The 26567-nt window shown below is 73.7% G+C and carries 26 protein-coding genes; 19 read left to right on the top strand and 7 right to left on the bottom strand.

Annotation, left to right across the window (positions count from 1 at the left end; translation table 11 throughout):
- Positions 1-97: 97 nt before the first annotated feature.
- Positions 98-727, bottom strand: coding sequence for an MBL fold metallo-hydrolase (locus F4558_RS08400; protein WP_167943727.1), 630 nt, complete (start codon positions 725-727; stop codon positions 98-100).
- Positions 727-1812, bottom strand: coding sequence for an S-(hydroxymethyl)mycothiol dehydrogenase (locus F4558_RS08395; protein WP_167943726.1), 1086 nt, complete (start codon positions 1810-1812; stop codon positions 727-729). Before F4558_RS08395 ends, F4558_RS08400 begins: the two co-directional genes overlap by 1 nt.
- A 186-nt stretch (positions 1813-1998) precedes the next feature.
- Here F4558_RS08395 and F4558_RS08390 point away from each other — a divergent pair, with 186 nt between their 5' ends.
- The 3 genes from F4558_RS08390 to F4558_RS08380 all read left to right on the top strand — a co-directional run bounded on the left by F4558_RS08390 (position 1999) and on the right by F4558_RS08380 (position 5240).
- A complete protein-coding gene (locus F4558_RS08390; RefSeq protein ID WP_053656275.1) occupies positions 1999-2418 on the top strand; it encodes a hypothetical protein in 420 nt (139 codons plus the stop codon).
- An 8-nt stretch (positions 2419-2426) separates the two neighbouring features.
- Positions 2427-3647, top strand: a complete 1221-nt coding sequence (locus F4558_RS08385; protein WP_312877292.1) for a low temperature requirement protein A — start codon at positions 2427-2429, stop codon at positions 3645-3647.
- Between the two features lie 132 nt (positions 3648-3779).
- Positions 3780-5240, top strand: a complete 1461-nt coding sequence (locus tag F4558_RS08380; RefSeq protein ID WP_167943725.1) for a cryptochrome/photolyase family protein — start codon at positions 3780-3782, stop codon at positions 5238-5240.
- Positions 5241-5252: 12 nt separating this feature from the next.
- Here the strand turns inward: F4558_RS08380 and F4558_RS08375 are convergent, their stop codons facing one another.
- Positions 5253-5714, bottom strand: a complete 462-nt coding sequence (locus F4558_RS08375) for a hypothetical protein (protein ID WP_053656177.1) — start codon at positions 5712-5714, stop codon at positions 5253-5255.
- Entirely contained in the window at positions 5714-6193 is a 480-nt protein-coding gene (locus tag F4558_RS08370; protein WP_167943724.1) for a hypothetical protein, read from the bottom strand. Before F4558_RS08370 ends, F4558_RS08375 begins: the two co-directional genes overlap by 1 nt.
- A gap of 44 nt (positions 6194-6237) precedes the next feature.
- Between F4558_RS08370 and F4558_RS08365 the strand changes: the two genes are divergently transcribed.
- The 7 genes from F4558_RS08365 (at position 6238) to F4558_RS08335 (ending at position 15489) form a co-directional block, all read left to right on the top strand.
- On the top strand, positions 6238-7230 hold the full coding sequence (locus F4558_RS08365) for a helix-turn-helix transcriptional regulator (protein WP_167943723.1): 993 nt from the start codon (positions 6238-6240) through the stop codon (positions 7228-7230).
- Positions 7231-7371: 141 nt separating this feature from the next.
- Complete coding sequence (locus F4558_RS08360; protein WP_167943722.1) at positions 7372-7950, top strand: ATP-binding cassette domain-containing protein; 579 nt, start codon at positions 7372-7374, stop codon at positions 7948-7950.
- The gene (locus tag F4558_RS08355; RefSeq protein WP_167943721.1) at positions 7947-9221 is read left to right on the top strand and encodes an ABC transporter substrate-binding protein; all 1275 of its coding nucleotides are present in this window, start codon (positions 7947-7949) and stop codon (positions 9219-9221) included. Before F4558_RS08360 ends, F4558_RS08355 begins: the two co-directional genes overlap by 4 nt.
- A complete protein-coding gene (locus tag F4558_RS08350; protein WP_082377482.1) occupies positions 9218-10984 on the top strand; it encodes an ABC transporter permease in 1767 nt (588 codons plus the stop codon). Before F4558_RS08355 ends, F4558_RS08350 begins: the two co-directional genes overlap by 4 nt.
- Positions 10981-13398 carry a tetratricopeptide repeat protein gene (locus F4558_RS08345; RefSeq protein WP_157552548.1) on the top strand — a complete coding sequence of 806 codons (2418 nt, stop codon included), beginning with the start codon at positions 10981-10983 and terminating at the stop codon, positions 13396-13398. The genes F4558_RS08350 and F4558_RS08345 overlap by 4 nt, the downstream gene beginning before the upstream one ends.
- 49 nt (positions 13399-13447) lie before the next feature.
- A complete protein-coding gene (locus F4558_RS08340; protein ID WP_167943720.1) occupies positions 13448-14071 on the top strand; it encodes an ABC transporter ATP-binding protein in 624 nt (207 codons plus the stop codon).
- Positions 14068-15489: a DUF6297 family protein gene (locus F4558_RS08335; protein ID WP_167943719.1), complete on the top strand. Its 1422-nt coding sequence runs from the start codon at positions 14068-14070 to the stop codon at positions 15487-15489. The genes F4558_RS08340 and F4558_RS08335 overlap by 4 nt, the downstream gene beginning before the upstream one ends.
- A gap of 35 nt (positions 15490-15524) precedes the next feature.
- Here F4558_RS08335 and pdxR read toward each other — a convergent pair whose 3' ends face one another.
- The gene (gene pdxR / locus F4558_RS08330) at positions 15525-17021 is read right to left on the bottom strand and encodes a MocR-like pyridoxine biosynthesis transcription factor PdxR (RefSeq protein ID WP_167943718.1); all 1497 of its coding nucleotides are present in this window, start codon (positions 17019-17021) and stop codon (positions 15525-15527) included.
- Between the two features lie 61 nt (positions 17022-17082).
- On the opposite strand from pdxR, the gene F4558_RS08325 reads away from it, so the two are divergent.
- The 5 genes from F4558_RS08325 (at position 17083) to F4558_RS08305 (ending at position 20985) form a co-directional block, all read left to right on the top strand.
- Positions 17083-17694: a LysE family translocator gene (locus F4558_RS08325; RefSeq protein ID WP_167943717.1), complete on the top strand. Its 612-nt coding sequence runs from the start codon at positions 17083-17085 to the stop codon at positions 17692-17694.
- Between the two features lie 8 nt (positions 17695-17702).
- The gene (locus F4558_RS08320) at positions 17703-18440 is read left to right on the top strand and encodes a B3/B4 domain-containing protein (RefSeq protein WP_167943716.1); all 738 of its coding nucleotides are present in this window, start codon (positions 17703-17705) and stop codon (positions 18438-18440) included.
- A gap of 118 nt (positions 18441-18558) precedes the next feature.
- Positions 18559-19656 carry a DUF5919 domain-containing protein gene (locus F4558_RS08315; protein WP_167943715.1) on the top strand — a complete coding sequence of 366 codons (1098 nt, stop codon included), beginning with the start codon at positions 18559-18561 and terminating at the stop codon, positions 19654-19656.
- An 84-nt stretch (positions 19657-19740) separates the two neighbouring features.
- Complete coding sequence (locus tag F4558_RS08310) at positions 19741-20628, top strand: pentapeptide repeat-containing protein (RefSeq protein WP_306271196.1); 888 nt, start codon at positions 19741-19743, stop codon at positions 20626-20628.
- Between the two features lie 120 nt (positions 20629-20748).
- Positions 20749-20985, top strand: coding sequence for a hypothetical protein (locus F4558_RS08305; RefSeq protein WP_053656205.1), 237 nt, complete (start codon positions 20749-20751; stop codon positions 20983-20985).
- A 123-nt stretch (positions 20986-21108) separates the two neighbouring features.
- Here F4558_RS08305 and rnhA read toward each other — a convergent pair whose 3' ends face one another.
- A complete protein-coding gene (gene rnhA, locus F4558_RS08300; protein WP_167943713.1) occupies positions 21109-21585 on the bottom strand; it encodes a ribonuclease HI in 477 nt (158 codons plus the stop codon).
- A gap of 116 nt (positions 21586-21701) precedes the next feature.
- Between rnhA and F4558_RS08295 the strand changes: the two genes are divergently transcribed.
- Positions 21702-22808, top strand: coding sequence for a serine hydrolase domain-containing protein (locus tag F4558_RS08295; protein WP_167943712.1), 1107 nt, complete (start codon positions 21702-21704; stop codon positions 22806-22808).
- 11 nt (positions 22809-22819) lie between these two features.
- On the opposite strand, the gene F4558_RS08290 is transcribed toward F4558_RS08295, so the two are convergent.
- A complete protein-coding gene (locus F4558_RS08290; protein WP_167947322.1) occupies positions 22820-24127 on the bottom strand; it encodes a lycopene cyclase family protein in 1308 nt (435 codons plus the stop codon).
- 97 nt (positions 24128-24224) lie between these two features.
- On the opposite strand from F4558_RS08290, the gene F4558_RS08285 reads away from it, so the two are divergent.
- The 3 genes from F4558_RS08285 to F4558_RS08275 all read left to right on the top strand — a co-directional run bounded on the left by F4558_RS08285 (position 24225) and on the right by F4558_RS08275 (position 26533).
- Positions 24225-25052 carry an ArsR/SmtB family transcription factor gene (locus tag F4558_RS08285; RefSeq protein ID WP_167943711.1) on the top strand — a complete coding sequence of 276 codons (828 nt, stop codon included), beginning with the start codon at positions 24225-24227 and terminating at the stop codon, positions 25050-25052.
- A gap of 300 nt (positions 25053-25352) precedes the next feature.
- A complete protein-coding gene (locus F4558_RS08280) occupies positions 25353-25838 on the top strand; it encodes a hypothetical protein (RefSeq protein WP_167943710.1) in 486 nt (161 codons plus the stop codon).
- Positions 25839-25921: 83 nt separating this feature from the next.
- Positions 25922-26533: a class F sortase gene (locus tag F4558_RS08275; RefSeq protein WP_167943709.1), complete on the top strand. Its 612-nt coding sequence runs from the start codon at positions 25922-25924 to the stop codon at positions 26531-26533.
- Positions 26534-26567: the final 34 nt, after the last annotated feature.

Genomic DNA, 26567 nt, shown 5'->3' with positions numbered 1-26567 from the left:
GCCAGCCACCTCAGCGCGATCCGTCGACCGCGCGCCAGCCCGCCCACCGCAGCGCGTGTCGCAGCGCGCGCCGGCCGCTGCGGCGGCGTGCCGGAGGTCAGTGACCTCGGGCGATCCACTCTTGCAGGTGGGGGGCCTCCGCGCCGATGGTCGTGTCGTCACCGTGCCCGGTGTGCACGACGGTGTCCGCCGGCAGGGTGAGCAGACGGGTGCGGATCGACCCGACGATGGTGTCGAAGTCGCTGTACGAGCGACCGGTGGCACCCGGCCCGCCGGCGAAGAGCGTGTCGCCGGTGAACACCGCGCCCAGGTCCGGGGCGTAGAAGCTGCACGCGCCGGGGCTGTGCCCGGGAGTGTGCAACACCCGCAGCGTGGTGCCGGCCACCTCGATGTCCTGCCCGTCGTGCAGTTCGCCGTGCGGCGGCAGGTGGGGGTGGACCATGTCCCACAGGACCCGGTCGTCGGCGTGCAGCAGCACCGGAGCGCCGGTGGCCCGGGCCAGCTCCGGCGCGACCCGTACGTGGTCGTCGTGCGCGTGGGTGGCCAGGATCGCCCGGACGCGACGGTCACCGACGAGCGCGAGGATCGCCTCCACGTCGTGCGGCGCGTCGAGGATCACGCACTCGGTGTCGTCGCCGATCACCCAGACGTTGTTGTCGACGTCGAACGTCTGCCCGTCGAGGGAGAAGGTGCCGGCGGTGACCGCGTGGTCGACCCGGGCGGTCATCAGAACACCACCACCGAACGGAGCACGTCGCCGTGGTGCATCCGTTCGAACGCGTTCTCGACCTGGTCGAGGGCGATCTCCTCGGTGACGAAGGCGTCCAGGTCGAGGCGGCCCTGCAGGTACAGCTCGGTAAGCATCGGGAAGTCCCGGCTGGGCAGGCAGTCGCCGTACCAGCTGGACTTGAGGGCGCCGCCGCGACCGAAGACGTCCAGCAGCGGCAGCTCGACCTGCATCTGCGGGGTCGGCACGCCGACCAGGACGACGGTGCCGGCCAGGTCCCGGGCGTAGAACGCCTGCTTCCACGTCTCCGGTCGACCCACCGCGTCGATCACCACGTCGGCGCCGAAACCGCCGGTGGCAGCCTGGATCGCCTCGACCGGGTCGGTCTCGGAGGCGTTCACGGTGTGCGTGGCGCCGAACTTACGGGCCCACTCCAGCTTGCGGGTGTCGGTGTCCACGGCGACGATCGTCGTCGCGCCCGCGAGGAGCGCACCGGCCACCGCCGCGTCGCCGACGCCCCCGCAGCCGATCACCGCGACCGAGTCGCCACGGGTGACGTTGCCGGTGTTCATGGCCGCGCCAAGCCCGGCCATGACGCCGCAGCCGAGCAGGCCCACAGCGGCCGGCCGGGCGGCCGGGTCCACCTTCGTGCACTGGCCCGCGTGCACGAGGGTCTTCTCGGCGAACGCGCCGATGCCCAGCGCCGGGGTCAGCTCGGTGCCGTCGGTGAGGGTCATCCGCTGCTTGGCGTTGTGGGTGTTGAAGCAGTACCACGGCCGCCCCCGCCGACAGGCCCGGCAGTCCCCGCAGACGGCACGCCAGTTGAGCACCACGAAGTCGCCCGGGGCAACGTCGGTGACGCCGTCGCCCACCTGCTCGACGACGCCTGCCGCCTCGTGGCCGAGGAGGAACGGATAGTCGTCGTTGATGCCGCCCTCGCGGTAGTGCAGGTCGGTGTGGCAGACCCCGCAGGACTGGATCCGGACGATCGCCTCACCGGGCCCCGGGTCGGGCACCACGATCGTCGTGACCTCGACCGGTGCGCCCTTGCTGCGGGAGATGACTCCCCGGACTTGCTGGCTCACTTCGCCTCCTGCTGGTGGTGTGCGGCGGGGACCGGATGCCGGCAGGTGGTGAACCGGGCGCGGCGGTGGGCCCCTGCCGAACCTACCGCGACGACCACGGCCGTCCCAGCCGCCCCGGCGGCGGGTTATCGCGGGTCACGTGGGGTACGCGGGCCGCAGTTCCGACCACGGCCACCAGGAGTGATCATGAAACTCGCGCATCTGCCGCTGCGGGTCAGCATCGGCGCGTACTTTCTCAACTCGGGTTTGGGCAAGCGCAACCTGGAGGGTGAGGCGGCGGCAGGCATGCACGGGATGGCGGTGGCGGCCCTTCCGCAGCTCAAGCAGTTCGAGCCGGCGCGTTTCGCCAAGCTGCTGTCGCGCTCGGAAATAGCCTTGGGGGCTGCCCTGCTCACGCCGTTCGTCCCGACGCCCCTGGTGGGGTTGGGCCTCACCGCGTTCGGCGCTGGCCTGGTGCAGCTGTACCTGAAGACACCCGGGATGCGCGAGCCGGGCAGCATCCGCCCGACCCAGCAGGGCGCCGGGCTCGCCAAGGACGTGTGGCTGGTCGGCGCCGGGCTGACGATGGTGCTGGAAGGGCTGACCCACGGGCGCCGACGCCACTGACCCCGGCGGTGACCGGACCTCGTGCGGTACGACCGTTCTACCGGGCGATGCGGCCCCGCAGCCGCGACGAGCCGCATCGTGCGGCCACACCGCTGGAACTCCTCTTCGACCTCTGTTTCGTGGTGGCCGTGGCGCAGGCCGCGACCAACCTGCACCACGACGTCTCCGACGGTCACCTCCGCCATGCGGTGACCAGCTACGCGATGGTGTTCTTCGCGATCTGGTGGTCGTGGATGAACTTCACCTGGTTCGCCTCGGCCTACGACACCGACGACGACGTTTACCGGATCACCACCCTGGTGCAGATCTCCGGGGCGTTGATCCTCGCGGCCGGGGTGCCGCGGGCGTTCACCGACGGCGATTTCACGATCATCACCTACGGGTACGTGGTGATGCGGCTGGCGGCCGTCGTGCAGTGGAGCCGGGCCGCCGCCGGCGATCCCGCCCACCGCGCGGCGGCCCGCCGGTACGCCATCGGGGTGACAGTGGTGCAGCTCGGCTGGCTGCTGCGGCTGGCCCTGCCCGACGGGTGGGGCATGGCGACGTTCGTGGTGCTGGGCCTTGCCGACCTGCTGGTGCCCGCGGTGGCCGAGCGCCCCGGGATGACCCCGTGGCACCCCGGGCACATCGGCGAGCGGTACGGGCTGCTCACCCTGATCGTGCTCGGCGAGGCGGTCCTGGCGATCTCGGTGGCGATCCAGACCGGCGTCGACGCGGGCAACCACGGGCTCTGGTCACTCGCGGCGGCCGGCGCGGTAATCGTCTTCACGCTCTGGTGGCTCTACTTCGACAGGCCGACAGAGGCGCCGGACCGGCTGCCGTACTCGCTGGTCTGGGGTTACGGCCACTACCTGATCTTCGCGGCGATCGCGGCGGTCGGCGCCGGCCTGCCGGTGGTGGTCGACGAGCGGCACCTCGCCCACGTTTCCGGAACCACCGCCGGCTACGCGGTGGCCATCCCGATCGCCGTGTTCCTGCTGACCGTGTGGGTGCTGCACGTCCGCCGGCAGCAGCATGGCGCGGTGGTCGTGGCGTACCCGGTCGTCGCCGGGCTGGCGCTGCTCGCGCCGCTGGGGCCGGCCCGCGTGCAGGTGCTCGCGCTGCTGCTTGTCGCCCTGGTGGCGCTCACAGTGGTGCTGCGCCGACGCGACGACGGTGCCGCGCCGGCGCGGACCCGGCCTGACGTCACGACGCCGCACGCGAAGCCGGCCGGCGCGGACCCGACCTGACGTCACGACGCCACCCGCAAAGCCGGCCGGCGCGGACCAGTGCTGGCCTCCACGCGGGCGACACACGCACCCGGACCGAATATGCGGCCCGCCGTTCGGGCGCGGCGGCCCGGAAGTCGGCAGAATTGCGGCATGCTTCGCCGCCGATGGCTGTTGGCCGACCAACTCGGGCCACATTTCCTCGACGACCTCGACCAGCCGGTGCTGCTGGTCGAGGTCCGGGAGTTGTTCCGCCGTCGGCCGATGCACCGGCAGAAGGCACATCTCATCCTCTCGGCGCTGCGGCACCGCGCCGCCGAACTGGGCGACCGGGCGCTGCTGCTGCGGACGGACACGTTCCGGGAGGCCCTGGCGCAGGTCGCCGAACCGGTCGAGGTGTGCCATCCGCACTCCTGGGCGGCCCTGCGCTTCGCCCGCTCGGTGCCCGGGTTGACGGTGCTGCCGGCGCGGGGCTTCATCACCAGCCAGGACGACTTCGCCGTCTGGGCGGACCGCACCCGGCGCGGCCCTCTCCGGATGGCCGACCACTACCGCCACGTCCGCCGCCGGCACATCGTGCTGACCGGGCCGGCCGGCGGGGCCGGGCCGGCACGCCGCCCGCGCGCGGAGGGCCACGCCGTGCCGGCGACACCCCCGCCACCGCCGCCGATCGTCGAGGACGACATCGACGCGCAGGTCCGCCGCGACCTGGACCGGTGGGCGGCCGACGGCGTGCGGTTCGTCGGGAGGGACGGCCCTCGTCAGCACCCCGCCACCCACGCCGAGGCGCAGGCACGGCTGGAGCACTTCCTGACCCACCGGCTACCCGAGTACGGCCGCTGGGCCGACGTGATGAGCGCCGAGGACCCGCTGTTCGCGCACTCCGCGCTCTCGTCCTCGTTCAACCTCGGGCTGCTGCACCCGGAGCCGGCCGTACGCGCCGCCGAGCAGGCGTGGCGGGACGGCACCGCCCCGCGCACCGCTGTCGAGCCGTTCATCCGGGGGCTGCTCGGCTGGCGGGAGTTCCTGTGGCAGTTGTACTGGTACTTCGAGCCCCGGTTTCGGGGCTCGAACTGGCTGGCGGCCACCGAGCCGATCCCGGACTGGTTCGCCGAGCTGGACGCCGACGCTGTGGAGGCGCGCTGCCTCGCGGACGTGCTCGCCGCCGTCCGGGACCGTGCGTGGACGCATCAGACGCCCCGGCTGCTGGTGCTTGGCAACTACGCGTTACAGCGCGGCTGGCGTCCGACCGAGGTGGCGGACTGGTTCCGGCGGTGCTTCGTCGACGGCACCGACTGGGTGATGAACACGACGGTGATCGGCATGAGTCAGTACGCCGACCTGGCCAGGGTGGACACCCGCCCGTACGCGGTGGACGGCACCGACATCGACGAGATCAGCGACTACTGCGGCGGCTGCCGGTACGTGCCGGAGCGGGCGCTGGGCGACCTGGCCTGCCCGTACACCGGGGGTTTCGAGAGTTTCCTGCACCGCAACCGGGAGCGGCTGGTGGCCGACCCCCGGCTCGCCGCGGAGCTGGCGCGCCGCGACGAGCCGGAGCACCGCGAGGCGGTGGTGGCGCAGGAGGAGAAGCGAGGCGGCACCGCCCCGTGACGGGCCGCCCGGTCAGCGGTCGGACGCTCGCGTGAAGGTCATGATCCAGTTGGTCTCCCAGGTCTGCTCGCCGTCGGTGGAGAACGCCTGCTCCCAGCGGGCAGTGGTCGCGCCGATGTCCGACCAGATGAACCGACATCGGACCGGTCGCCCCTCGTGCTTGTCGTCGGCGTAGAAGCGGCCGACGCCGTCGACGAAGCGACCCACCATCGGCGGCTGCTCCAGCACGCCGCTGTCGCCGCTCATCCAGTAGATGGACCACTGCTGCCGTGCCGGGTCGAAGATCCTGATCGTGGCACCGGCGGAGCCCCTGGTCGGGAACGTGATCTCGTCGAAGTGGCCGCCGCCGTCGAAGAAGCCGTGGGCAACCGACACGCCGGGAAACTCCTCCCACTCGTCGGAGCCCACAAGCCGCTCGCGCAGCCGCCGGTTCACGACGTTCCAGGTGCCCACGAAGAAGTCGAAGTCGCCCATCAGCGGCCCACCGGCCCTTCGGCGCGCGTGTCGTTCAGGTAACCGGTCAGGTCAGGGCTCGCCGGCGCCAGCATGTGCCGGACCCAGGCGCCCCGCTCGTGCTCCAGCACCGCCAACTCCCACACGCAGCCCACGGCGGGGCGGCGCAGTGCGACGAAGTGTGCGGGGTCCAGGTCGGGGCACTCCAGCGCCGGCTGTCCCGCCACCGCGACGCGGATCTCCAACGCGTTGTCCCACACCCAGGTGTAGGCCAGCAGGTACGCGCCGGTGTCCGCGCCCCGGTGCAGCACCACCCACCCGGCGCCCGGGGTGCCGTCGCTCGGGACGTCCTTCAGCAATGTGGGCAGCAGGTCGTACGCGGCCTCCTCCACCTCCGGTTCGATGGGCCGTTCCGGCTGGTCGATGTGGTAGCGCTTGAGTTGCCGGCCGTCCACAGTGATCGGTGGAGGCGTTGTCAGATCCTTGTCGCGAAATGCCATGCCGGGACGGTACGGCCGGTCCCCTGACAGCTAGTGTCAGTGAAGTGCGGGCCAGTCGACTTCTCTCCCTCCTCCTGCTGCTCCAAGCGCACGGACGGCTGACGGCCGCGCAGCTCGCCGAGCGGCTGGCCGTGTCCCCCCGCACCATCTACCGGGACGTGGAGTCGCTGCACGCCGCAGGCATCCCGCTGTACGGGGAGGCCGGGCACGCCGGCGGCTACCAACTGGTCGACGGCTGGCGCACCCGGCTCACCGGCCTGACCGCCGAGGAAGCCGACCGGCTCTTCCTGGCCGGGCTGCCCGGCCCGGCCGACGAGCTGGGCTACGGCGACGTGGTGGCAGCGCTGCAACTCAAGCTGCACGCCGCGCTGCCACCGCCACTGCGCGACCGGGCCACCCAGCTCCAGCAGCGCTTCCACCTGGACACCCCCGGCTGGTACGCCGACGGCGACGCGTCCCCGGAACTGGCCCGCACCGCCGAGGCGGTCTGGCGTCAGCACCGCATCGAGGTGCGCTACCGCGGCTGGCGCGGTGAGGTGACCCGCGTGCTGGAGCCGTACGGCCTGGTGCTCAAGGGCGGCCGGTGGTACGTGGTGGCCACCCAACCCGGCCGGGCCGCACCGGCGACCTACCGGGTCAACCAGATCCTCGCCCTGACCCCGTTGGCGCAGGAGTTCGAGCGACCGGCCGACTTCGACCTGCCGGCCTGGTGGCGGGCGCACGTCGTGGGGTTCCGGGCCCGCCTGCACCGCGACGAGGCCACCGTCAGGCTCTCCCCCGCCGGCCGCGAGCGGCTACGGGAGGTCGGCAGCGATCCGGTGGTGGCCGCCGTGGACGCCAGCGCCGGGCCACCCGACGCGCGGGGTTGGGTGACCGCTGTGCTGCCCATCGAGTCGCTCACCCATGCCCACGGTGACCTGCTGCGCCTCGGCGCCGACGTGGAGGTGCTGACCCCCGTCGCTCTCCGCGAGCGCCTGGCCGCCACGGCGGCCGGGCTGGCGGCCCTCTACGCCCCCACCGGACAGCCGGCGCGATAGTCCGCTGCTTCCACAGTGGAAGCCGGCGGGACATCGACTGTCGGCATCGTGTGCCACTCTGGGGACCGTCACCCGCGGTCACCGGAGGTGAGGGCTACGTTACGGCTACGTGCACTGGTCGCCGTCCCCGGTACCGGGCCGGTGACCCTCGACGTCCCCGCCGGCACGACGACGGCGCTTGTGGGGCCACCTGCGGTCGGCACCGCGGTGGCCCGGGTGCTTGTCGGGCTCGCCGCACCGGTCACCGGGCGGATCATGGTCGGCGTCCGGGACGTGACGGCGCTGCCGCCGCCGCGTCGGCAGATCGGCTACGTGCCGGCCGGCGGCGCGCTGCTGCCGCAGCTCACCGTCCGCCGCAACATCGAGTACGGCCAGCGCAAACGCGAGCGGGTGCACGAGGTGGCCGACGACTGGACGTCCACTGTGGTCGACCGGCTGGAGCTTGCCCCGACGCTCGGACTGCTACCGCACCTGCTCTCCGACGCCCAACGGTTCCGGGTGGCGCTGGCCCGCGCGGCGGTGTGCCTGCCCGAGGTCCTCGTGGTCGACCTGCCCACCGAGCCGGCCGGCGGCAGCCGCCTCGGCGACCTGCTGCCACGACTGTCCCCGCCGGACGCGCCCGGAGTGGCGGTGCTGGTGTGCACGGCCGACCCGGCCGCCCTTGCCGAGATCCCCCGGCGGCACGAGCTGGTCACCGAGGCCGAAGGGGCGCCCCGGTGACGCCGGGCGGCCGGACCACCCGGCGTACCCTGCTGCGCGCCGCCACTGTCGGCGCGGCCGCTACCGTCGCCGGCTGCGCCGGAAGCACCCGTTCGGTGCAGGTGGCGGTGGTGTGGAGCGGCGGCGAACTGGACCGCTTCCGGCAGGTCGTGAAGGGCTACGGCCGTTCGGTACACGTGGTCAGCGCCGGCAATGACATCGACGCGTTCCTGCGCGCCCGGCATCTCGCCGGCACCGCACCGGACGTGGCGATCCTGCCGCGTCCCGGCCTGGTCACCGAGTACGCCGCCCGGGGCTGGCTGCGGCCCGTGCTCCCGTCCGACGAGTACGCGGTGCCCGCCGGGCTGAACGATCTGCTGAGGACCGGCGGACACCGCTACGGCGTGTGGGTGAAGGCGGCGCACAAGTCCCTCATCTGGCACCTGCCTTCGGTGCTGCCCGACCCGCCGACCAGTTGGGACGAGCTGGTCGCGCTGACCCGCCGGCTCGGCACGCTCGCCGTGCGGGGGGACGGCCCGGCGCCGCTGGCGATCGGCGCGGCCGACGGCTGGGTGCTCACCGACTGGTTCGAGAACGTGCTGGCCGACCTGGCGCCCGCCGCGTACGACGCCCTGGCCGGGCCGGACGCCGACTGGCGGGGCCGGCCGGTGCGCGACGCCCTGGACCGGCTCGCCGAGCTGTGGAGCATCGACGGCGCGTTCGTCGGGGGCGGCCGTCGCGCCCTGCTCACCCAGTACGAGGAGTCGGTGATCCAGGTGGTGCGCTCCCGCCGTGCGGTAATGGTCTTCGAGGCCGACTTCACGGCCGAGGTGGGCAGCAGGTTCCGCAGCGGCTCCGAGGAGGCGGCCGCCTTCCGGTTCCCCAGCGCCGAAAGCGGCGGCCCGCTGATCGTCGGCGGGGACGCGGCTGTCGTGTTCGCCGACGCCCGGGGCGGGGTCGAGCTGGTCGAGTGGCTGACCAGGGCCGACTCGTTCCACCCCTGGCTTCATGCCGGCGGCTACCTGTCACCGAACACCACGATCCCGCTGGCCGACTACACGAATCCGGTCCGCCGCCGGTTCGCCGCCGAGATGCGCGATCCGGGCACGCTGCGGTTCGACCTCTCCGACCAGCTGCGCGGGGCGTTCACCGGCTCCGACGGCGTGGGCATCTGGCGGATCATGCAGGACTTCTTCGCCGACGTCACAGGTGGCGTACGCGCCGCCGAGGCGGTCCGGCGTGCCACCGGGCAGCTCGCCGCGGCGGCCCGCAGCGCGGGAGGTGGCCGATGAGCGAGACCCAGGTGCTCGGCGAGTTCGCGGTGCTCGACGACGTCGGCCCACCGCGCCGTGGCCGCGTGTACCCGGCGGCCGGAGCGACGTCCGCGCTGCTGTTGCCGGCCGCGCTGCTGCTCGGCGGGCTGTTGCTGTGGCCGGTGCTGCGCACCCTGCACGCCAGTGTCACGACAGACGGCCGCTGGGTCGGCGCGGAGCACTTCCGCACCGCCCTCGCCGCGCCGGGCACCGGCGCCGTGGTCGGACGGACAGTGCTGTGGGCGGTGCTGGTGCCGGCGGTGGTGACGGCGCTTGGTTACCTGCTCGCCGTCGCATCACGTCGCTCCCAGGAGGGCGGGCTCGTCCGGCTGATCCTGCTCGTGCCGGTGGCGCTGCCGCTCGTCGTCACCGGCGTGACGTTCCGGCTGATGTACGACCCCGACCCGGGCCGTGGCCTGGCCACCCTGGTCGCGGCACGGCTGACCGGCCGGTCCGCCGAGGACGTCCCCCAACTGCTCGGGCCGCGCCTGGTCACTGTGGCGCTGATGTCGGCGTTCGTCTGGGCCTGGGTGGGGTTGGCGGTGCTGGTCTTCCGAGCCGCACTGGACCGGGTGCCGCCGAGCCTGGCCGACGCGGTACGCGCCTACGGCGGCGGTCGCCGGCACGTCCTGTGGGACGCGCAGTGGAGGCCGCTGCTGCTGCGTACCGTCGCTGTGGTTTTCGCGCTTGTGGCGCTCGGCACCAGCCGGACCTTCGACCTGATCCTGGTCATGACGCCCGGGTCGGTGCGCGACGACGCGGCGGTGCTGGCGCTGCGGGTCTGGCAGACCTCCGGTGGCACCACCACCGGGCCGGGCGCCGCGCTCGGCGTCGTCTGGCTGGTGGCGGTCGTCGCCGGCATGCTGGTGGCCGCTCTCTTCGTCCGTCAGGCGTGGCCGCCGCCGCGCGTCGAGGCCGGCTCGGAGCCCGCCGCGCTGGCACCGCCACGACGGCTGTTCCGGCTGCTCGCCGCGGCCGCCGCGGTGGTGTGGCTGATACCGCTCGTCGTGCTCGTCGCCACCTCGGCACACGGGCAGGTGGACGCGGCGGCGCGCGGCTGGTGGTCGACGCCACCCGGTGCGGGCTCCTATCACGCCCTGCTGACCAGCGGTGAGCTGTGGCGAACGCTGGGCTTCACGCTGCTGCTTGCCACAGTGGTGACCGCCACGGTGCTGGTCATCGCGCTGCTGGCCGCGTACCCGCTGGCCTGGCTGACCGGGCCTGCCGCGCAGGCGACCGGCCTGCTGCTGATGGCCGCGACCATCGTGCCGGTGCAGGTGATCGCCGGCCCGGTCAACGAGGTGCTGGGCGTTGTCCTGTCCTCGGGGACCGCCCGAGGGTTGGCTCTTGTGCACGTGGCGCTGGGCGTGCCGTTCGCGGTGCTGGTGCTGCGCAACGCGTTCGCCGACCTGCCCGCCGAGCAGGTGCGCGGCGCCCGGCTGGGCGGTCGACGGTGGTGGGGCGCGCTGCGCCGGCTGGGCCGGCACAACCTGCCCGCCGTTGTCGCCGTCTCCGTTCTGGAGTTCGTCCAGGTTTGGAACGACCTGGTGGTTGGGTTGCTCTTCAGCGGGCCGGAGGCCACGCCGCTGGGGTTGTTCCTGGCCGGGCAGACCCGAGGCTTCGTGTCCAACAGCGGCGTCTTGGCCGCCGGGTCGGTGCTCGCCTCGGTGCTCCCGGTGGTGCTGATGGTGCTCGCCCGGCGGCAACTCGTCGCCGGCCTGGTCTCCGGCGGTGTCCGGTGACCAGGCCCGGCGGCGCTGGTCGAGGGCCGCGCTGGCCGGTGCTCATCGCGGTCGGCACGCTTGTCAGCGGGGTGCTCGGCAACCTCGCCAGCAATCTGCTGTCCGAGCTGGCCGCCAGCGTGCTCGGCCCGGCGAGCATCGCGCTTGCCGTCAGCGGCGCGGCCGGCTTCGTGGTGTTCGAGATGCGCCGACGCCGGGCCGTGCGCGAGACCGGCCCGGAACCCACCGACGTCGTCACCGCACCCGTCACCGACGTGCCGACGCTGCCGTATCCGGCCGGGTTCACGGGCCGCGACGAGCACGTTCAGACGGTGCTCGGCCTGCTCGCCCACGAACACGCGGTGGCGGTGCTGGGCCGCCGGGCTGTGGGCACCTCCGCCTGCGCCGTCCAAGTGGCGAACCTGTGCCGGGACGACTACCCGGACGGCCAGTACCACCTCGACCTGCGTCGGGGCGGTCGGCCCCGCACCGCCCGCCAGGTGCTCACCGCGCTGGCGGGTGTCCTGGGCACCGCGCCGCCCGCCTCGGGCCGGCCGGACGCCCTCGCGGCCGCCGCCGCAGCGCTACGCCGCAGGCTCGACGGCCGCAAGATCCTGCTGGTGCTGGACAACGTCGACAGTCCCGAGCAGGTACGGCCGCTGCTGCCACCCACCGCCCGCACCTGCCGGCTGTTGTTCGCCGGTGGGCCCGCGCTCAGCGGGCTCAGCGGGGTGGTCGCACACTGGATCGCCGAGCCGGGCCCGGACGAGGCGGTCGAGCTGTTCGCGGCGGCCGGCAGTGCCGCGCCCGCCGCCCGGGCCCGCCGCGCCGACCCGCGCACCGATCCGGCGGTACGCGACATCGTCGACCTGTGCGGCAGGCAGCCCCGCACGATCCGCGCGCTGGGCTACCGCACCGCGCAGCACGGCTGGCGGCACTCGGACGTGCTCGACGCGCTGCGACGCGCGGTGCACACCCCGCCGCACCAGCGGGTCGCCGTGTCGCCGGCAGCCCAGCTGGTCACCGAACGCGACATCGCGTACCGGGCGTTGACCCGCGAGGCCCGCCGCCTGTACAGGCTGATGTCGCTGACCCCCGCCCCGGTGGACCGGCCGACCATCACCGCGCTGGCCGCCCGGCACCCCGACCGGGTGACCGCGCTGCTGGACCAGCTCGCGGCCGCCGCGTTCGTGGTCGGCGCACCCGGTGACCGGTACGAGATCCGGCCGCTGCTCGCCGCCAACGCCCGGCTGCACCTGCGCGCCGCCGAACCGTCCCGGACCCGTGTCGCCGCGCAGGCCCGGCTGACCCGGCACCTGGCCCGTCGGGCCGAACGGCACGCGGCCAACCTGGCAGTGCTCGGCTCCCCACCGGACCGGGAGTGGTCACTGCCGCTGGACGACGACCCGTACGGCTGGTTCGACCTGCACCAGGAGCTGCTGCTGGCGGTGGTACGGGTGCCGGCCGGCGCGGCCGAGACGCTGCCCCGTCGGGTACGCCGCTGGTGGTTCCGGCTGGCCGTGGCGCTGTGCGGATGGCTCGCGCACGTGGAACGGCTCGACGAGTGGGAGCAGGTCTGCCGCACCGTGCTGGCCACCCCGACCGCCGACGACCGGCCGGAGATCGCCGGATGGGCGCACAACGAGCTGGGCGTGCTGCGTCGACGCCGACACGACCCGCAGGGCGCCGCCGCCGCGCTCACCCTCGCGGTTGCCGAACGGGGTCGGCGCGGCACCGCCCAGGCCCGGATGAACCTCGGTCTGGCCCTGCTCGACCTGGGGCAGCTCGACGACGCGGTGGAGCACCTGGAGCTGTCCCGCCGGCACCGCTCCTCGGCGGACCGGGCCGGGCACGCCCTCACCGACCTGGGTCTCGGCGCGGCCCAGCTGGCGCGGGGCGAGCTGGACACCGCCCACCACCACCTCGTGCGTGCGGCCAACACGTTCCGGTCGGTGGGTGACGCGCGCGGCTACGCGGCGGCCCTGACCAACCTCGTGCTCGTGCACGCCACACTCGGCGAGCACCTGGACGCCGCGCAGGCGTGGCGGGCGGCGCTGCGCGAGTACGAGTCGGTGAACGATCCGACCAGCCGGGCAGCGGCATTGCTCAACGCCGGGGCGACGCTGTTGACAAGCGCACCGGGGCAGGCGCGGGCGGCATACGAGTTGCTTGCCGAGAGCCGGCGGCTGCGTGAGGCCGGCCGGCCGACCCCGGGGCTGGCCCGGACCCTGCTCTACCTGGGCGACGCCGCCGACTCGCTGGGTGACCGCGCGGAGGCGCGGCGGCACTGGGTGGACGCGGCATCGGTGGCCGAGGAGGTCCACGACGAGCCGGTGCTGGCCGCCGCCGACACCCGGCTGGACGACTCCGACGCCGTGCGGGACGCCTCCGACGCCGTGCCGGGTGACTCCGACGCCGTGTTCGGCGACACGTGACCGCCGCCGACGGGCGACTCACCGCCGACGGCACGGTCTGGGAGAGTGTGTGACCGTGGATGCGCTCACGGTACGGGGACTCAGTCGCAACTTCGGCAACCTGGTGGTGCTCGACGACGTGAGCTTCGCGCTGCCGGCGGGCCGGATCGCTGTGGTGCTGGGCCCCAACGGCAGCGGCAAGACCACCCTGCTGCGCTGCGTGGTGGGTGCCGACCGGCCGGACGCCGGTGAGGTGCTGGTGCAGGGCCGCCGGGCCGACGAGACCGATCCGCAGGTACGGGCGCTGGTGGCCGCCGCCCTGGACGACATCGACTTCTTTCCCGACCTGTCAGTGGTCGAGCACCTGGAACTTGTCGCGTACGCGCACGGGGGCAACGCCGAGCCGGTCGAGGAGGTGCTCGTCGAGCTGGGCCTGGAGCCGGCCCGCGACCAACTGCCGGTGACCCTGTCCAGCGGGCAGCGCCGCCGGCTGGCCCTGGCGTCCTGCTTCGTACGCCCCCGTCAGGTGCTGATCCTTGACGAGCCGGAGCAGCGGCTGGACGTGCGTGGCCGGCAGTGGCTGGCGCAGCGGCTGCGCCGGGAGAGGGACGCCGGCACCGCAGTGCTGCTGGCCTCGCACGACCCGGAGTTGATCGACGCGGTGGTCGACGAGCGGATCGAGATCGGCCGGTGACCGCACCACCTGCCACGATCGCCGACGCGCCGGTCGGGGTGCCCAGAGCCCGTCAGGTGCGTACGCGCCTGCGTCTGGCCCGCCGTCGTCACCACGAGCACTCGCTCGGCGACGTGCTTGGCGACGCGTACGTCATGGTGCTGTTCGTGGGCATGTACGGCTGGTTCGCGATCAGCGCCAGCCGCGACATGCTGGCCTCCCCCACCGTCGGCCGGGCCGATCCGGGGGTGCGGTGGTGGCTGGCGGTGGCGGCGCTGCTGGCCGGCGCTGGGCTGGCCTGGCGGGGTCTGCGGGCGCTCGGCCCGCTGCTTGTCACGCCGGCCACGCAGAGCTGGGTGACAAGCGCCCCTGTCGACCGGCGGGCCTGGCTGGCGCCCCGCCTCGGTGTCCTGCTGGTGGGCGCGGCGACCGGCACGGCGCTGCTCGGCGTGGCAGTGGCGGTGCTGGGCGGTGTCACCGAGCCGGGCGCCCTGGGCTGGGCGGCGGGCGCCGGCGCCGGGTGGGGCGCTGCCGCGCTGGCCCTGAGCGTCGTCGCCCAGGGTGACCGGGCGGGCCGGCGGTGGCCGACGCTCGTCGGCGTGGTGCCGATGGTGGCGGCTGGCGTCGTCACGGCCGTGGTGGTGCTCGCCGGTCGACTCGGCAACGGGCTGCCCCAGCCGGCGACGCTGCCGACGGCCGCGCTGGTCGCCGTGGGGGTGCCGCTCGCTGTCGCCGGCACGCTCTTCGCGGTCCGCGCGCTACCCCGGGTGGACAGGGCCACGCTGACCACCGGCGCGCAGTTCGCCAATGCCGCCGCCACGGCGACGATCCTGCTCGACCCGAGCATGCTCACCAGCCTGATGGAGAGCCGCCGGTGGCGTCGCATCGGCCGGGTGCGCAGCAGCCGGATCCGGCCCGGGCCGAGCTGGTGGGCGCTGTTGCAGGTCGACGTACGTCGGTTGCGCCGTCACCCCAGCGCCGTGCTGATCTGGGCTGCGCTCGTCGGCGTCCAGTACGCTGCCGCGCTCGCCCTGCCCGGGCTGGCCGGCGCGGCGCAGGTCGTGTTCGCCTACCTCGCCACCGACCGGCTCACCGGGGGCCTGCGGTCGATCAGCCGGTCGCCGGGGTTGCGCCGGGCGCTCGGCGGAAGCGACAACCTGCTGCGTGGAATCCACGTGGTGGTGCCGGCGATCGGTGCGGGCCTGTGGTGGCTGCTGACCCTGCCGACCGTCGAGGCCGGGCCGCCCTGGCTGGCGCCGACGTTGGCGCTCGGCGTGGTGGCCGCCGCCTGGCGGGCTGGCACCCGACCGCCGATCAACTACGGCGGCGCGACTGTCAACACGCCGTTCGGGATGGTCCCGGTGGACCTGCTGCGCCAGGGGTCACGTGGGCCGGCGTTGCTGGCCGTGCTGGTGCTCGTGCAACTGTTCCTGGGCTGACCAGCCCTGCCGACGTGCGGGCCGGTGTCGGCGTTTCAGCTGGTGGCGCGGGTCAGGTCGCGCAGCGCGGCGGCGACCTGCGTGACGCCGTTCTCGATCTCGGTAGTCGTGCGGGCCGCGTAACCGAGGACCAGACCCGGCCGGTACGGGCGCTGACAGTGCCAGGTCAGAGGTTGCACCTTCACGCCGCGCGCCAGCGTCGCCGCCGCCAGGTCGGTGTCCGCCAAGGCGCCCGGCACGGTGATCATCAGGTGCAGCCCGGCCGCGGCACCGTGCGCGGTGGCACCCGGCAGGTGCCGGGCGACGGCGGCGATCATCGCGTCCCGGCGGCGGATGTGCCGGCGGCGCAGCAGCCGCAGGTGCCGATCCAGCGCGCCGGAGGTCATCAGCTCCGCCAGCACCAGTTGCGGCAGCACCGCGTTGCCCAGGTCGGCGTTGCGTTTCGCGGCCACCACGGCCTCGCGCCAGCGGGACGGCACGAGCAGCCAGCCGACCCGCAGCGCCGGGGCGAGCAGTTTGGACACGCTGCCGGTGTAGCAGACCTGCTCGGGCATCAGCCCGTGCAGCGCCGGCACCGGTGGACGGTCGTAGCGGTGCTCGGCGTCGTAGTCGTCCTCGATGACCACACCGCCGGCCCGCGCCCACTCGACGAGCCGCCGGCGGCGGTCACCGTCGAGCACCACGCCGGTCGGGAACTGGTGCGCGGGGGTGAGCAGCACCGCCGGTACGCCGCTTGCGGCCAGTTCGTCGACGCGCAGTCCGGCGTCGTCCACGGCGATCGGCGGGGTGGCCATCCGCCAGTTGTTCAGATGCTGGCGTACTCCGAGTGAACCCGGGTCCTCGACGGCGATCCGGTCGATGCCGGCCGGGCCGAACGCCTGGGCGAGCAGCCCGAGCGACTGGGACACACCAGCCACGATGATCACGTCGGCGGGGTCGACGGCGATGCCGCGGCTGCGGGCCAGCCGGGCGGCCACAGCCTGCCGCAGCACGGGCGCGCCGCGCGGGTCGCCGTAGCCGAGGTCGGCCGCGGCCAGGCGACGCAGCACGGTCCGTTCGGCGCGCAGCCAGTCCGCGCGGGGAAAAGCCGTCAGGTCGGGTACGCCGGGTGTCAGGTCGATGGTCGCGCGGGCCGCGCGTACCGCGTCGAAGATGTCGCTGCCCGGAGCCGGCGGGAAGAGCGCCGCAGGTGCCGGCGCGGCGGTCGGGGCGGGTGCCGGCGGGGCCGGCGCGGCGGGACCGCCGACCACCACGGTGCCGGCCCGTCCCCGGCCGCTGAGGTGGCCCTCCTCGGTGAGCCGCTGGTACGCCTCGGTGACCACACCCCGGGAGACGCCGAGGTCGGCGGCGAGCACGCGGGTGGCGGGAAGCCTGTCGCCGACCGGAATCCGCCCCTCGGCGATGGCCTGCCGCAGCCGCGCGGCAAGCCAGTCGGCGAGGCCGCCGGGCGGCGCGTCGGCGATGGTCAGGTGCAGAAAATCCGACCCGGCCGATATGGACCCCTCGGACGCGTTCGGTTTGGCACTGCTCATCGGTCCATCGTGGCAGCAGAGTGGGCAGGAGACCGCCCGCCCACCGCGCCGGAGGACAACCGTGACAATCCCGTTCCTGATCACCACGCTTGTCGTGGTGGTGACCCCGGGCACCGGGGTGTTCTTCACCCTCTCCGCCGGGCTGTCGCGAGGCGCCCGAGCCGGGGTGCTGGCGGCGTTCGCCTGCACGCTGGGCGTCGTGCCGCACCTGCTGGCGGCGATGACAGGGCTTGCCGCGCTGATGCAGGCGAGCGCGACAGCGTTCGAGGTTGTCAGGTACCTCGGCGTCGGCTACCTGCTCTACCTGGCCTGGTCGACGGTGCGCGACCGCAGCGCCTTCAGGGCCGGCGGCGATCAACCGGCCCGCTCGGCGACCCGGGTGATCGTCTCCGGCGTCCTGGTGAACCTGCTCAACCCCAAGCCGACGCTGTTCTTCGTGGCGTTCCTCCCGCAGTTCGTGGACACCACCGCCCCGGGCTCGACCCGGGCGATGCTCGTCTGCGGCGCGGTGTTCATGCTGCTCACCTTCGCGGTGTTCAGCGGCTACGGCATCTTCGCGGCGCGCGTACGGGACCGGGTGCTGACCCGTCCCCGCGTCACCGACTGGCTGCGCCGGTCCGTCGCCGGCACGTTTGTCGCGCTCAGCGTGACGCTCGCCCTCACCGAACGATAGGAATCCCCGTGCAGTTCGAACACTCGGCGCACCTGCGCGCCGCACACCCCGACCTGGTGGCCGGCGTGGTGCAGGCGACCGGGATCACCGCCACCGCCGACGTGCGGCAGCGCGCCGCCGGCCACCTGGCCCGCGCCCGGGAGCGCCTGGCCTGCGGCCCGGAGAGCACATTCGGTGAGATCCAGGCGTGGCGGCGGGCGTACACCGCCATGGGGTTGCGACCCACGCAGTACCGGTGTGCCTCCGAGGCTCTGCTGCGACGGCTACGCCTGGACGGCGGTCTGCCCCGGCTGCACCCGCTTGTGGATCTCTGCAACGCCGTCTCGGCCGCGTACGCCATCCCGGTCGCCGTGCTGGACCTGGACCGGGTCGACGGCGACCTGACAGTCCGGCCCGCGCACGGCGACGAGGATTACCTCACCTTCGCCGGAGACATCGAACATCCCGACCCCGGCGAGGTGACCTATGTCGACGCCGCCGGACGGGCCCACGCGCGGCGGTGGGTCAACCGGCAGAGCGCCCTGTCCGCCGTACGGGCTGACACGTCGTCAGTGCTGATCGTGGCCGAAGCGCTGCACGCCGACGCCGAACGGGACGTGACAGGGCTGGTCGCCGCGCTGGTGGCGGACCTGACCGACGGCTGGGGCCCACCGGTGGCGTCGGCCGTGCTTACCGCCGCGACACCCCGGTTCACCGTACGGGCGGCAGGCGTCCCCGGTGAGGAGGTGGCGCCGGCGACGAGGTGACTGTGGTCGCCCCGACAGCGGGCACCCGGCGCGTTGGTCGTGAACCGGACAGCGAGCGGCAAAGCCGGCACGTATCCTCCGCATTCCGGTGATCGTGGCCACGACGGAGGAGGACCGGATGCCCGGGTGGGCTGACCGGGGCGGCCGGCAGCGACGCGCCTTCGTCGTCGGCGGAGTGCTGCTGACGGTCGCCGCCGTGATGCTGCTCGCCGCCTGGCGCAGCACCGGCTTCCTCAGCGACCTGCTGCTCAACCTCGGCTCCAGCGTGGTGCTCGCGGCCATCTCGTACGTCATCTTCGACCCGCTGTTCGAGGAGGCCCGCAGGGCGCGGGTGCAGGAGCATCTCAGCTTCGACCAACGCGCCTTCGTGACGCGGCTGCACCGCTCCGGCCGCCGGGTGCGGATCCTCGACACCTGGACGATCCTGCTGGAACGTACGCACCGGGACGAGACCCTGGGCGCGGTACGGACGGCGCTTGCCAACGGCGCGCAGGTGCAGTTGCTCCTGCTCGACCCGGACTGCACCGCCGCGCAGCAACGCTCCGAGGAGTTGGAGCGGCAGCGGGTGGACGTGCCACGCCAGATCCGCACCAACCTGCGCCACCTGGCGGCCTTCCAGAGCACCCTGGACCCCGCGCTGCGGCACCGGCTCCAGGTGCGGCTCTATGACGCGTCCCCGTCGATCCAGCTCTACCAGTGGGACGGGCGGGCGCTGATCTCGTTCTTCCCCATCGGGAAGCTCTCGTTCAACGTGCCCCAGCTGGAAGTCGACATGGACAGCCCGTGGGGTGGGTTCGTGCACGCCCGGTTCGAGGAACTGTGGGAGCACGAGCAGGCCACCGTGAACCTGGAGCGATACTGGTCGGTCACCGTCACCCTGCGCCACGACGGCTCCGACGTGGTCGAGGTGCCGGTGCCCTACGTGACTGTGGACGGGCAGCACTACGTCGACTGCGGGAGCTTCCGGGTGACCGGGCCTCTGACCGTGCGGGCTGTGCTGCCGCCCCGCGCCCCGGGCGCGGCCCCGGCGGTGTTCGGGCTGGCCGAGCCCGCCGACACCGACCGCACGCCGGCCGCGACGGTGAAGCGGCACTTCGACCAGAAGTACGGGCGCGGCGACGAGCAGCGGGCGATCCGTCGGCTGGTGCCACCGCCGGGCGGGCCGCGTACCCCGGTGCCCCGCTCCACGGCGGCCGGCGACGCGCACGGACGGTGACCCCCCGACCGGCCCGGTCGGGTGCCCCGCGAAACAATGGTGACCCCCGGCGCTCCCAGCGCCCGAGCACCCGGAGGCCGTCTCGTGCAGCCCGACCCCGCACCGCCGCCCGGGTCGGCGCAGTTGCGCGCCGACTGCGGACGTTGCTTCGGGTTGTGCTGCGTGGTGCCCGCCTTCGCCGCGTCGGCGGACTTCGCCATCGACAAGCCGGCCGGGCGACCCTGCCCCAATCTGCGGCCGGACCACCGCTGCGGCATCCACACGCAGTTGCGGGAGCGGGGGTTTCCAGGCTGCACGGTGTTCGACTGTTTCGGCGCCGGGCAGCAGGTCGCCCAGGTCACCTTCGGCGGACGGGACTGGCGTGACGCGCCGGACACCCTGCCGGCGATGGCCGAGGCGTTCACGGTGCTGCGACCCCTGCACGAGCTGCTCTGGTATCTCGCCGAGGCGCTGACGCTGCACCCGCCGGCCGGCCTGCGCGCCGAGTTGGAACGCGCCCGCGCCGACACCGCAGCACTCACCGCCGCCGACCTGGCCCGGCTACGCACCGTGGACGTCGCCGCGCACCGCGACCGCATCAATCCGCTGCTGTCCCGGGCCGGCGACGCTGCGCGTTCCCCGGGAGGCGCCGACCACCGGGGCGCCCCGCTGATCGGGGCGGACCTGCGCCGGGCGGACCTACGCCGGGCCAACCTGCGTGGAGCGCTGCTGATCGGCGCCGACCTGCGCGGCGTCGACCTCGGCCGGGCCGACGTCACCGGCGCGGACCTGCGAGGGGCCGACCTACGCGGCGCGGACCTGCGCGAGACGCTCTTCCTGCACCAAGCCCAACTGGACGCCGCCCGCGGCGACGCGCGCACCGGACTGCCGGCGACGCTGACCCGACCGGCGCACTGGACGGCTCTGCCCCTCACGCCGGTGCGCCGCGCCACGCCGGCCGTCACCTCGACGCGCCGCCGCCGACGCCGCTGAGCCGTCAGCACGCGCGCCCGGCGGAGTCGGCGGCGGGCAGGCGCCGAGCGGGTGAGGTTTCGGCACGATGACGCCGGGTAGCCACCGCCGACGCGCAACGGCACCGACGGGGGGCACGGCGTGGGTTTCCGAAAGCGTGACGGTGAGGAGCCGGCGGACCCGGCACATGCCGAGGACGAGGCCGGCCAGGTCCCGTTGGTGCAGGTCGAGGCGGACACCGAGGTTCCGCCACCGGACGACACCGACGTACGGCCGGACATCGTGACCGAGGACAACGGCTCGGGTATGACGGGCGGCTCGTCCGGAAGCAGCGGCGGCGGATCCAGCATGCCCGGCCATCCGGACGCGGCCCGCTGACACTCGGCGCGGCGCCGGCTCAGCGCGCGGCGCGTTTGTCGGCGGCGGGCTGGCGCGGCGCTGTGGTCAGCGGATGACCGGCGCGGCGCGATCGTCAGCGGCGGGCTGAGGCCGGCGCGACCGTCAGCGGCGGGCTGGGGCGGCGGTCCGGGCCTCGGTCATGCCCTTGTTTGCCAGTCCGTCGGCGCGCTCGTTCTCCGGGTGCCCGTTGTGCCCCTTGACCCACAGCCAGGTGACCTGGTGCCGCTCGCAGGCTGCCTCCAGCCGCTGCCACAGGTCGGCGTTCTTCACCGGCTGCTTCGCGGCGGTCAACCAGCCGTTGCGCTTCCACGACGCCAGCCAACTGGTGATGCCGTTGCGCACGTAGGTGCTGTCGGTGTGCAACTCCACGCTGACCGGGCGGTTCAGGCTCTCCAACGCCTGGATGGCGGCCATCAGCTCCATCCGGTTGTTCGTGGTCGGGGTGGCCTCGCCGCCGCACAGCTCCCGCTCGTGGTCGCCGTAGCGCAGCAGCGCACCCCAACCGCCCGGCCCGGGGTTGCCACTGCACGCCCCGTCGGTCCAGATCTGCACGCCCCTGCCGGCCGCCGCGTCCACCATGGCAGGCAACCTACCGGCGCTGACGTCGTACGCCCTGCTCGGGGGGCGGCCACGCCGGGCCGGGGACAGCGAAAATCGAGCGCGCCGGCCCGTCCCGGTCTGCCAGAGTCGATCCCATGAACGGGACCTGGGACGGCCTGCGGGCCGAGGTGCGGCAGACGATCGACGAGCTGATCAGCAACGGGCGCGAATCCGGCGTACAGGTCGCCGCCTATCTCGACGGTGAGCCGATCCTGGAGGTGCACGTCGGCAGCGCGGACCGGGCCACCGGTCGGCCGTTGACCGCCGACACACCGATCTGGAGCGTGTCGACCGGCAAGGTCCTCACCGCGACGGTGGTGCACGTGCTGGCCGAGCGCGGTGAGCTGGACTACGACCTGCCGATCGCCGAGGTGTGGCCGGAGTTCGCCCGGCACGGCAAGGACCGCGTCACCCTGCGGCACGCGCTCACCCACACCGCGGGCGTACCCGCCCTGCCGAAGGACGTCACGCCGGAGGACTTCACCGACTGGGACCGGATGTGCGCGCTCCTGGCCGACACCGAACCGATCGCGCCACCCGGCGAGTTGAAGGCGTACCACGCGTGGACGTTCGGCTGGTTGATCGGCGAGGTGGTTCGCCGGGTCACCGGCCGGCGCGTGTCGCAGGTGCTCGCCGAGGACGTGGCCGGGCCGCTCGGGGTCGCCGACGAGCTGTATCTCGCCGTACCGGCAGGCGACCTGGACCGGCTGGCCCGGGTCGAGGACCGCAACCTGTCGGCGCTGTTCGACTTCACGAGCGCCAACCTGCCGAACTTCGACCGGGTCGCCCCGGCCGGTGTCCGACCGGGCGCGGAGATCGGCGGTCGCGCCGACTTCCTCACCGCCGAGGTGCCGGCCACCGGCACCATGACCGCCCGCGCTGCGGCTCGGATGCTCGCCGCCCTGATCGGCGAGGTCGACGGCGTCCGGCTGATCTCGCCGGCCCGACTGCGCACCGCCACGACACCAGCCGGAGCCGGCCCGGAGTGGGTGTTCGGCCAGGAGACGACCTGGGGCCTCGGGTACGCCGTGGACGCCGACGGTTCGTTCGGTGCGGCAGGCAGCGGCGGCAGCCTCGCGTACGCGTACCCGGATCTGGGGTTGGCTGTGGCGGCGACGAAGACGTTGCTCGGGGCGGGTGACGGCGACCCGATGGAGGACCTGCGGGTGCTGGTCCGCGATGCGGTGGCAGCGAGGCGCTGAGCCGACCCGGGTCAGCCGGGCGGCGTGGCCGACCCCGGCCCGACGGCGTCCGGCTCGGCCTCGAGGTGAGCGCCCGACGCGGCGCCCACCACGGCGGCCGGGATGGGCGGCGCGGGCCGGGCGGGCCGCAGCCGGTCGCGGACGCGGTGCGCGGCGTCGCCAGCGGTCGCCGCGATCATCGGCACCAGCCGCGTGGAACTCATGATCGCGATCTCCTCGGCCGGGGTGGTCGCGCCGTCGAGGAAGCGCAGCACCCGCTCGGCGGGGTTGCGGTCGAAGAGTCGGTCGAAGAACTCGGGGCCGCCGACCCCACCCCGGTCCAGCGCGCGCAGGGCCACCGCGTCCATCCAGCGGTGCCGCCGGGGGTACGCCGCGTCGGGCACCGGCGGCCGGCCGGCGGCGAGTGCGCGGGCAACCTGGTCGGCCTGGCGGTACATGGCCGAGAACGTGAAGCCGGTGGAGGGGCGGGTGGCGCCACCGGCCGTGCCGAGGCGTACGACCCGAGGGGACGGGCGGGCCGTGAACGGGGCGTCGGTCATCGGGATCACCCCGTTCTCCACCTCGCGCACCCGCAGCCCGGTCAGATCGAGGCCGAGCAGGTCCCGGTAGCCGGCCAGCGCCGTGTCGTAGCCGGCGTCGGTGAGCAGGTCCGGCGAGAACTCGGTGTACTCGACAAGGGCGTAGCGGTCGCTGACCGGCAGCACGTAGCCGAAGGAGACGCCTCGGGTCGGCTGCGGGGCGCGGAAGTCCATGAGAACCGCCCGGCGCCTGTCGAACACCGGCCGGTCGGCCTCCAGCCACCAGCCGCGGAAGTGCTGCAACCAGGTGGTCCGCCCCGGTCGCGCCGGTGGGCGGGGGCGGGAGTCGAGCACCCAGCCGGCCCGGATGCTCCGCCCGTCACCGGCGCGCACCAGCACGCGGGTGCCGTCGTCGGTCACCGTCTCGGCGGGCGCGACGATCCTTGTGACGCCCAGGCGACGCTCGGCAGCGGCAGCGGCGTCGTAGACGGGGCCGGAGCGGAGCATCGCGTACCGCAGGGGGGCCAGGTCCAGGACGCGGCGGCGCGTCGGCGTGGCCACCTCGACCTGCTGCCAGCTCGCGCTGAGCAGCGGGTCGAGGTCGTTGTCAGGGTGGCCCCAGAACGCCCAGGTGCGGTCCTGGCCGCGTCGGCGCACCGGGTCGACGACGGCGATCCGCAGGTCGCGCACGCCGTGCCGGGCCAGCGCCGCGAGCAAGAGGGACGCGGCGCCGCCGCCGCCGAGCAGCGCGAGGTCGACGTCGAGGGGCGCGCGTTCGGTCACCGCCCCACGCTGCCACACGACCGGTCCGGACGCCGGTCGGGGCGACACGATTGACAGGCAACCGTGTGGTTGCCTAAGTTCATGAGCAACCGCACGGTTGCCTGTTGGAGGTCTGGTGGACGAGGCGTTCCGGGCACTTGCCGATCCGAGCCGTCGCCGGCTGCTCGACCGACTCAACGAACGCAACGGTCAGACCCTGCGGGAGTTGTGCGACGGGCTGGCCACCACCCGCCAGGCGGTCAGCAAACACCTCGCGGTGCTGGAGTCGGCCGACCTCGTCACAACAGTGCGGCGTGGCCGGGAAAAGCTGCACTACCTCAACGCCGCCCCGATCACCGCCATCGCCGACCGGTGGCTCAGCCGCTACGACCGTCAGCGGGCGGCGGCGCTCGCCGACCTGAGCAGAGCCCTGGAGCGTCAACCCATGGAGAGCCCCACGTTCGTCTACACGACGTACATCACCACCACGCCGCAGCAACTCTGGGCCGCGCTCATCGAGCCGGCCTTCACCCGACGCTACTGGGGTGGGGTGGCCCTGGTGTCGGACTGGCAGGTCGGCTCGCCGGTGCTCTGGCAGGACGCGCCGGACGCCGAACCGCGCGACCTCGGGCAACGCGTCCTCGTCGCCGAGCCGTACCGGCGCCTCTCCTACAGCTGGCACGGCTTCCAGCCCGAGCACGCCGAGCACTTCGGCTGGTCCGACGCCGAGCTCGCCGCACGTCTGGACGAGCGCCGGTCGACGGTGACCTTCGAGATCACGCCGCACGGGCCGTCGGCCGTACGGCTGACAGTCATCCACGACGGCTTCTCCCCCGACAGCGAGATGCACAAGGCGATCAGTGGCCAACTCGACGGCAGCGGCGGCTGGCCCGAGCTGCTGGCCAGTCTCAAGACGCTCGTGGAGACCGGTGAACCGATGCCCGAGCCGGTCCCGGCAGGCTGATCCGGGAATCAACGAGGCGGGCATTACCGCCCTCGACGGTCAGACCTCGTTATCTTCCCAGCGGTGACGGGCCGACTGGAGCAGACATCGACCGGAGCACCGGCACCCGCCGGCCCGTCCGGGCCTTTCCGCAGCTCTCCCCGCCTTCGGGTGGACACGTGACGGCAACGAAGATTTCTCATTTTCACCGGATCGAGGTCCCAACCCACCTAGGGTTGGGCACACCGGTGCTAGTCACGGAGTTGGCCACCCGAACGACGTCCCACGTAGTCAGCGGACGAAAAGTGAGGGAAGACGCGTATGAAGGTCTCAACAGCACTCTGCTCGGCGGCGCTCGGCGTGGGCCTCGGCACGCTCCTGCTGCCGGGCGCCGCACTGGCCGACACGGTCGTGTCACCCGCCACCACCCCGGTCGGGGGGACCGTCGCGCTCACCGCGACGACCTGCAACCCGAAGTCGGGTGACGCCATCTTCCGCGTCACCGGGCCCAACCGCGACCAGAACGTCCGATCCACCACGGCCGCCGCCGGAGGCGGACTGAGCGCCGAACTCTTCACCGCCGGATTCACACTGGGCACCTACACGGTGGCCGCGACCTGCGGCGACGGCAGCTCGGCCGGCACCGCCACGTTCACCGTCACCCCGATCGGCGGCGCGCCGGCCGGCTCCGGCGGCGACAGCCGCGACACCGGCGCCCTCGCCGCCGGAGGCACGCTGCTCGGCGCCGCCGCCGGAGGCGCGGCGCTCCTGTATCGCCGGCGCCGCCCGGTGTCCACCGTCGCCTGACCGGCGGCCCGCATCATCCCTGAGAACGGGTGCCCGTGCCGGTGACACCGGCACGGGCACCCCGACCATCCGGAGGTCAGCACGTGTGGTGGCGGCGGATCCTGCCGGCGGCGGTGACCCTGCTCGGCGTGACCGGCCTGGGCCTGGCCGCCGTCGGCCTCACCGCCGGCCCGGCCCGGCCACCACAGCCGCCGGCCGGCACTCCGACCCGGATCCACCACGCACCAGATCTGGCACCGCTGACCCGCGCCGCGCCGGTCCGGGTGCAGATCCCCGCCATCGACGTACGCGCCGAGATCATCCCCGTCGGCGCGGACGCCAGCGGGGTGCTGGAGGTGCCACCGCTGGACAGGCCCACCATTGCCGGCTGGTACCGGCACGGAGTCAGCCCCGGCGAGACCGGCAACGCCGTCCTGGTGGGGCACGTCGACTCCCCGGCCGGCCCTGCGGTCTTCTTCGACCTCGGTCGACTCCGCGCGGGCCAGGAGATCCAGGTCGTCCGCGCCGACGCACAGGTCGCCACGTTCACAGTGGACGGCGTGCACGCGTACCCCAAGGATCGCTTCCCCACCGACCTGGTCTACGGCCCCGCGGACGCAGCCGGCCTGCGCCTGATCACCTGCGGAGGCCGGTTCGACAGCACAACCGGCAACTACGAGGACAACATCGTCGTCCTGGCAACCCGCACGGCCTAACCGCCCCCGCTCCCCCTCCCCCGCGCCGCTTCCC

The sequence above is a fragment of the Micromonospora profundi genome (assembly GCF_011927785.1).
Lineage (GTDB): Bacteria > Actinomycetota > Actinomycetes > Mycobacteriales > Micromonosporaceae > Micromonospora > Micromonospora profundi.
This window is presented reverse-complemented; position numbering and strand designations above follow the sequence as displayed.

Coding starts and splice junctions, on each gene's coding strand:
- F4558_RS08375 (WP_053656177.1), bottom strand. CDS start 5,714: ATGGGCGACTTCGACTTCTTCGTGGGCACCTGGAACGTCGTGAACCGG.
- F4558_RS08400 (WP_167943727.1), bottom strand. CDS start 727: ATGACCGCCCGGGTCGACCACGCGGTCACCGCCGGCACCTTCTCCCTC.
- rnhA (WP_167943713.1), bottom strand. CDS start 21,585: ATGGTGGACGCGGCGGCCGGCAGGGGCGTGCAGATCTGGACCGACGGG.
- F4558_RS08390 (WP_053656275.1), top strand. CDS start 1,999: ATGAAACTCGCGCATCTGCCGCTGCGGGTCAGCATCGGCGCGTACTTT.
- pdxR (WP_167943718.1), bottom strand. CDS start 17,021: ATGAGCAGTGCCAAACCGAACGCGTCCGAGGGGTCCATATCGGCCGGG.
- F4558_RS08295 (WP_167943712.1), top strand. CDS start 21,702: ATGAACGGGACCTGGGACGGCCTGCGGGCCGAGGTGCGGCAGACGATC.
- F4558_RS08350 (WP_082377482.1), top strand. CDS start 9,218: ATGAGCGAGACCCAGGTGCTCGGCGAGTTCGCGGTGCTCGACGACGTC.
- F4558_RS08280 (WP_167943710.1), top strand. CDS start 25,353: ATGAAGGTCTCAACAGCACTCTGCTCGGCGGCGCTCGGCGTGGGCCTC.
- F4558_RS08380 (WP_167943725.1), top strand. CDS start 3,780: ATGCTTCGCCGCCGATGGCTGTTGGCCGACCAACTCGGGCCACATTTC.
- F4558_RS08370 (WP_167943724.1), bottom strand. CDS start 6,193: ATGGCATTTCGCGACAAGGATCTGACAACGCCTCCACCGATCACTGTG.
- F4558_RS08315 (WP_167943715.1), top strand. CDS start 18,559: ATGCCCGGGTGGGCTGACCGGGGCGGCCGGCAGCGACGCGCCTTCGTC.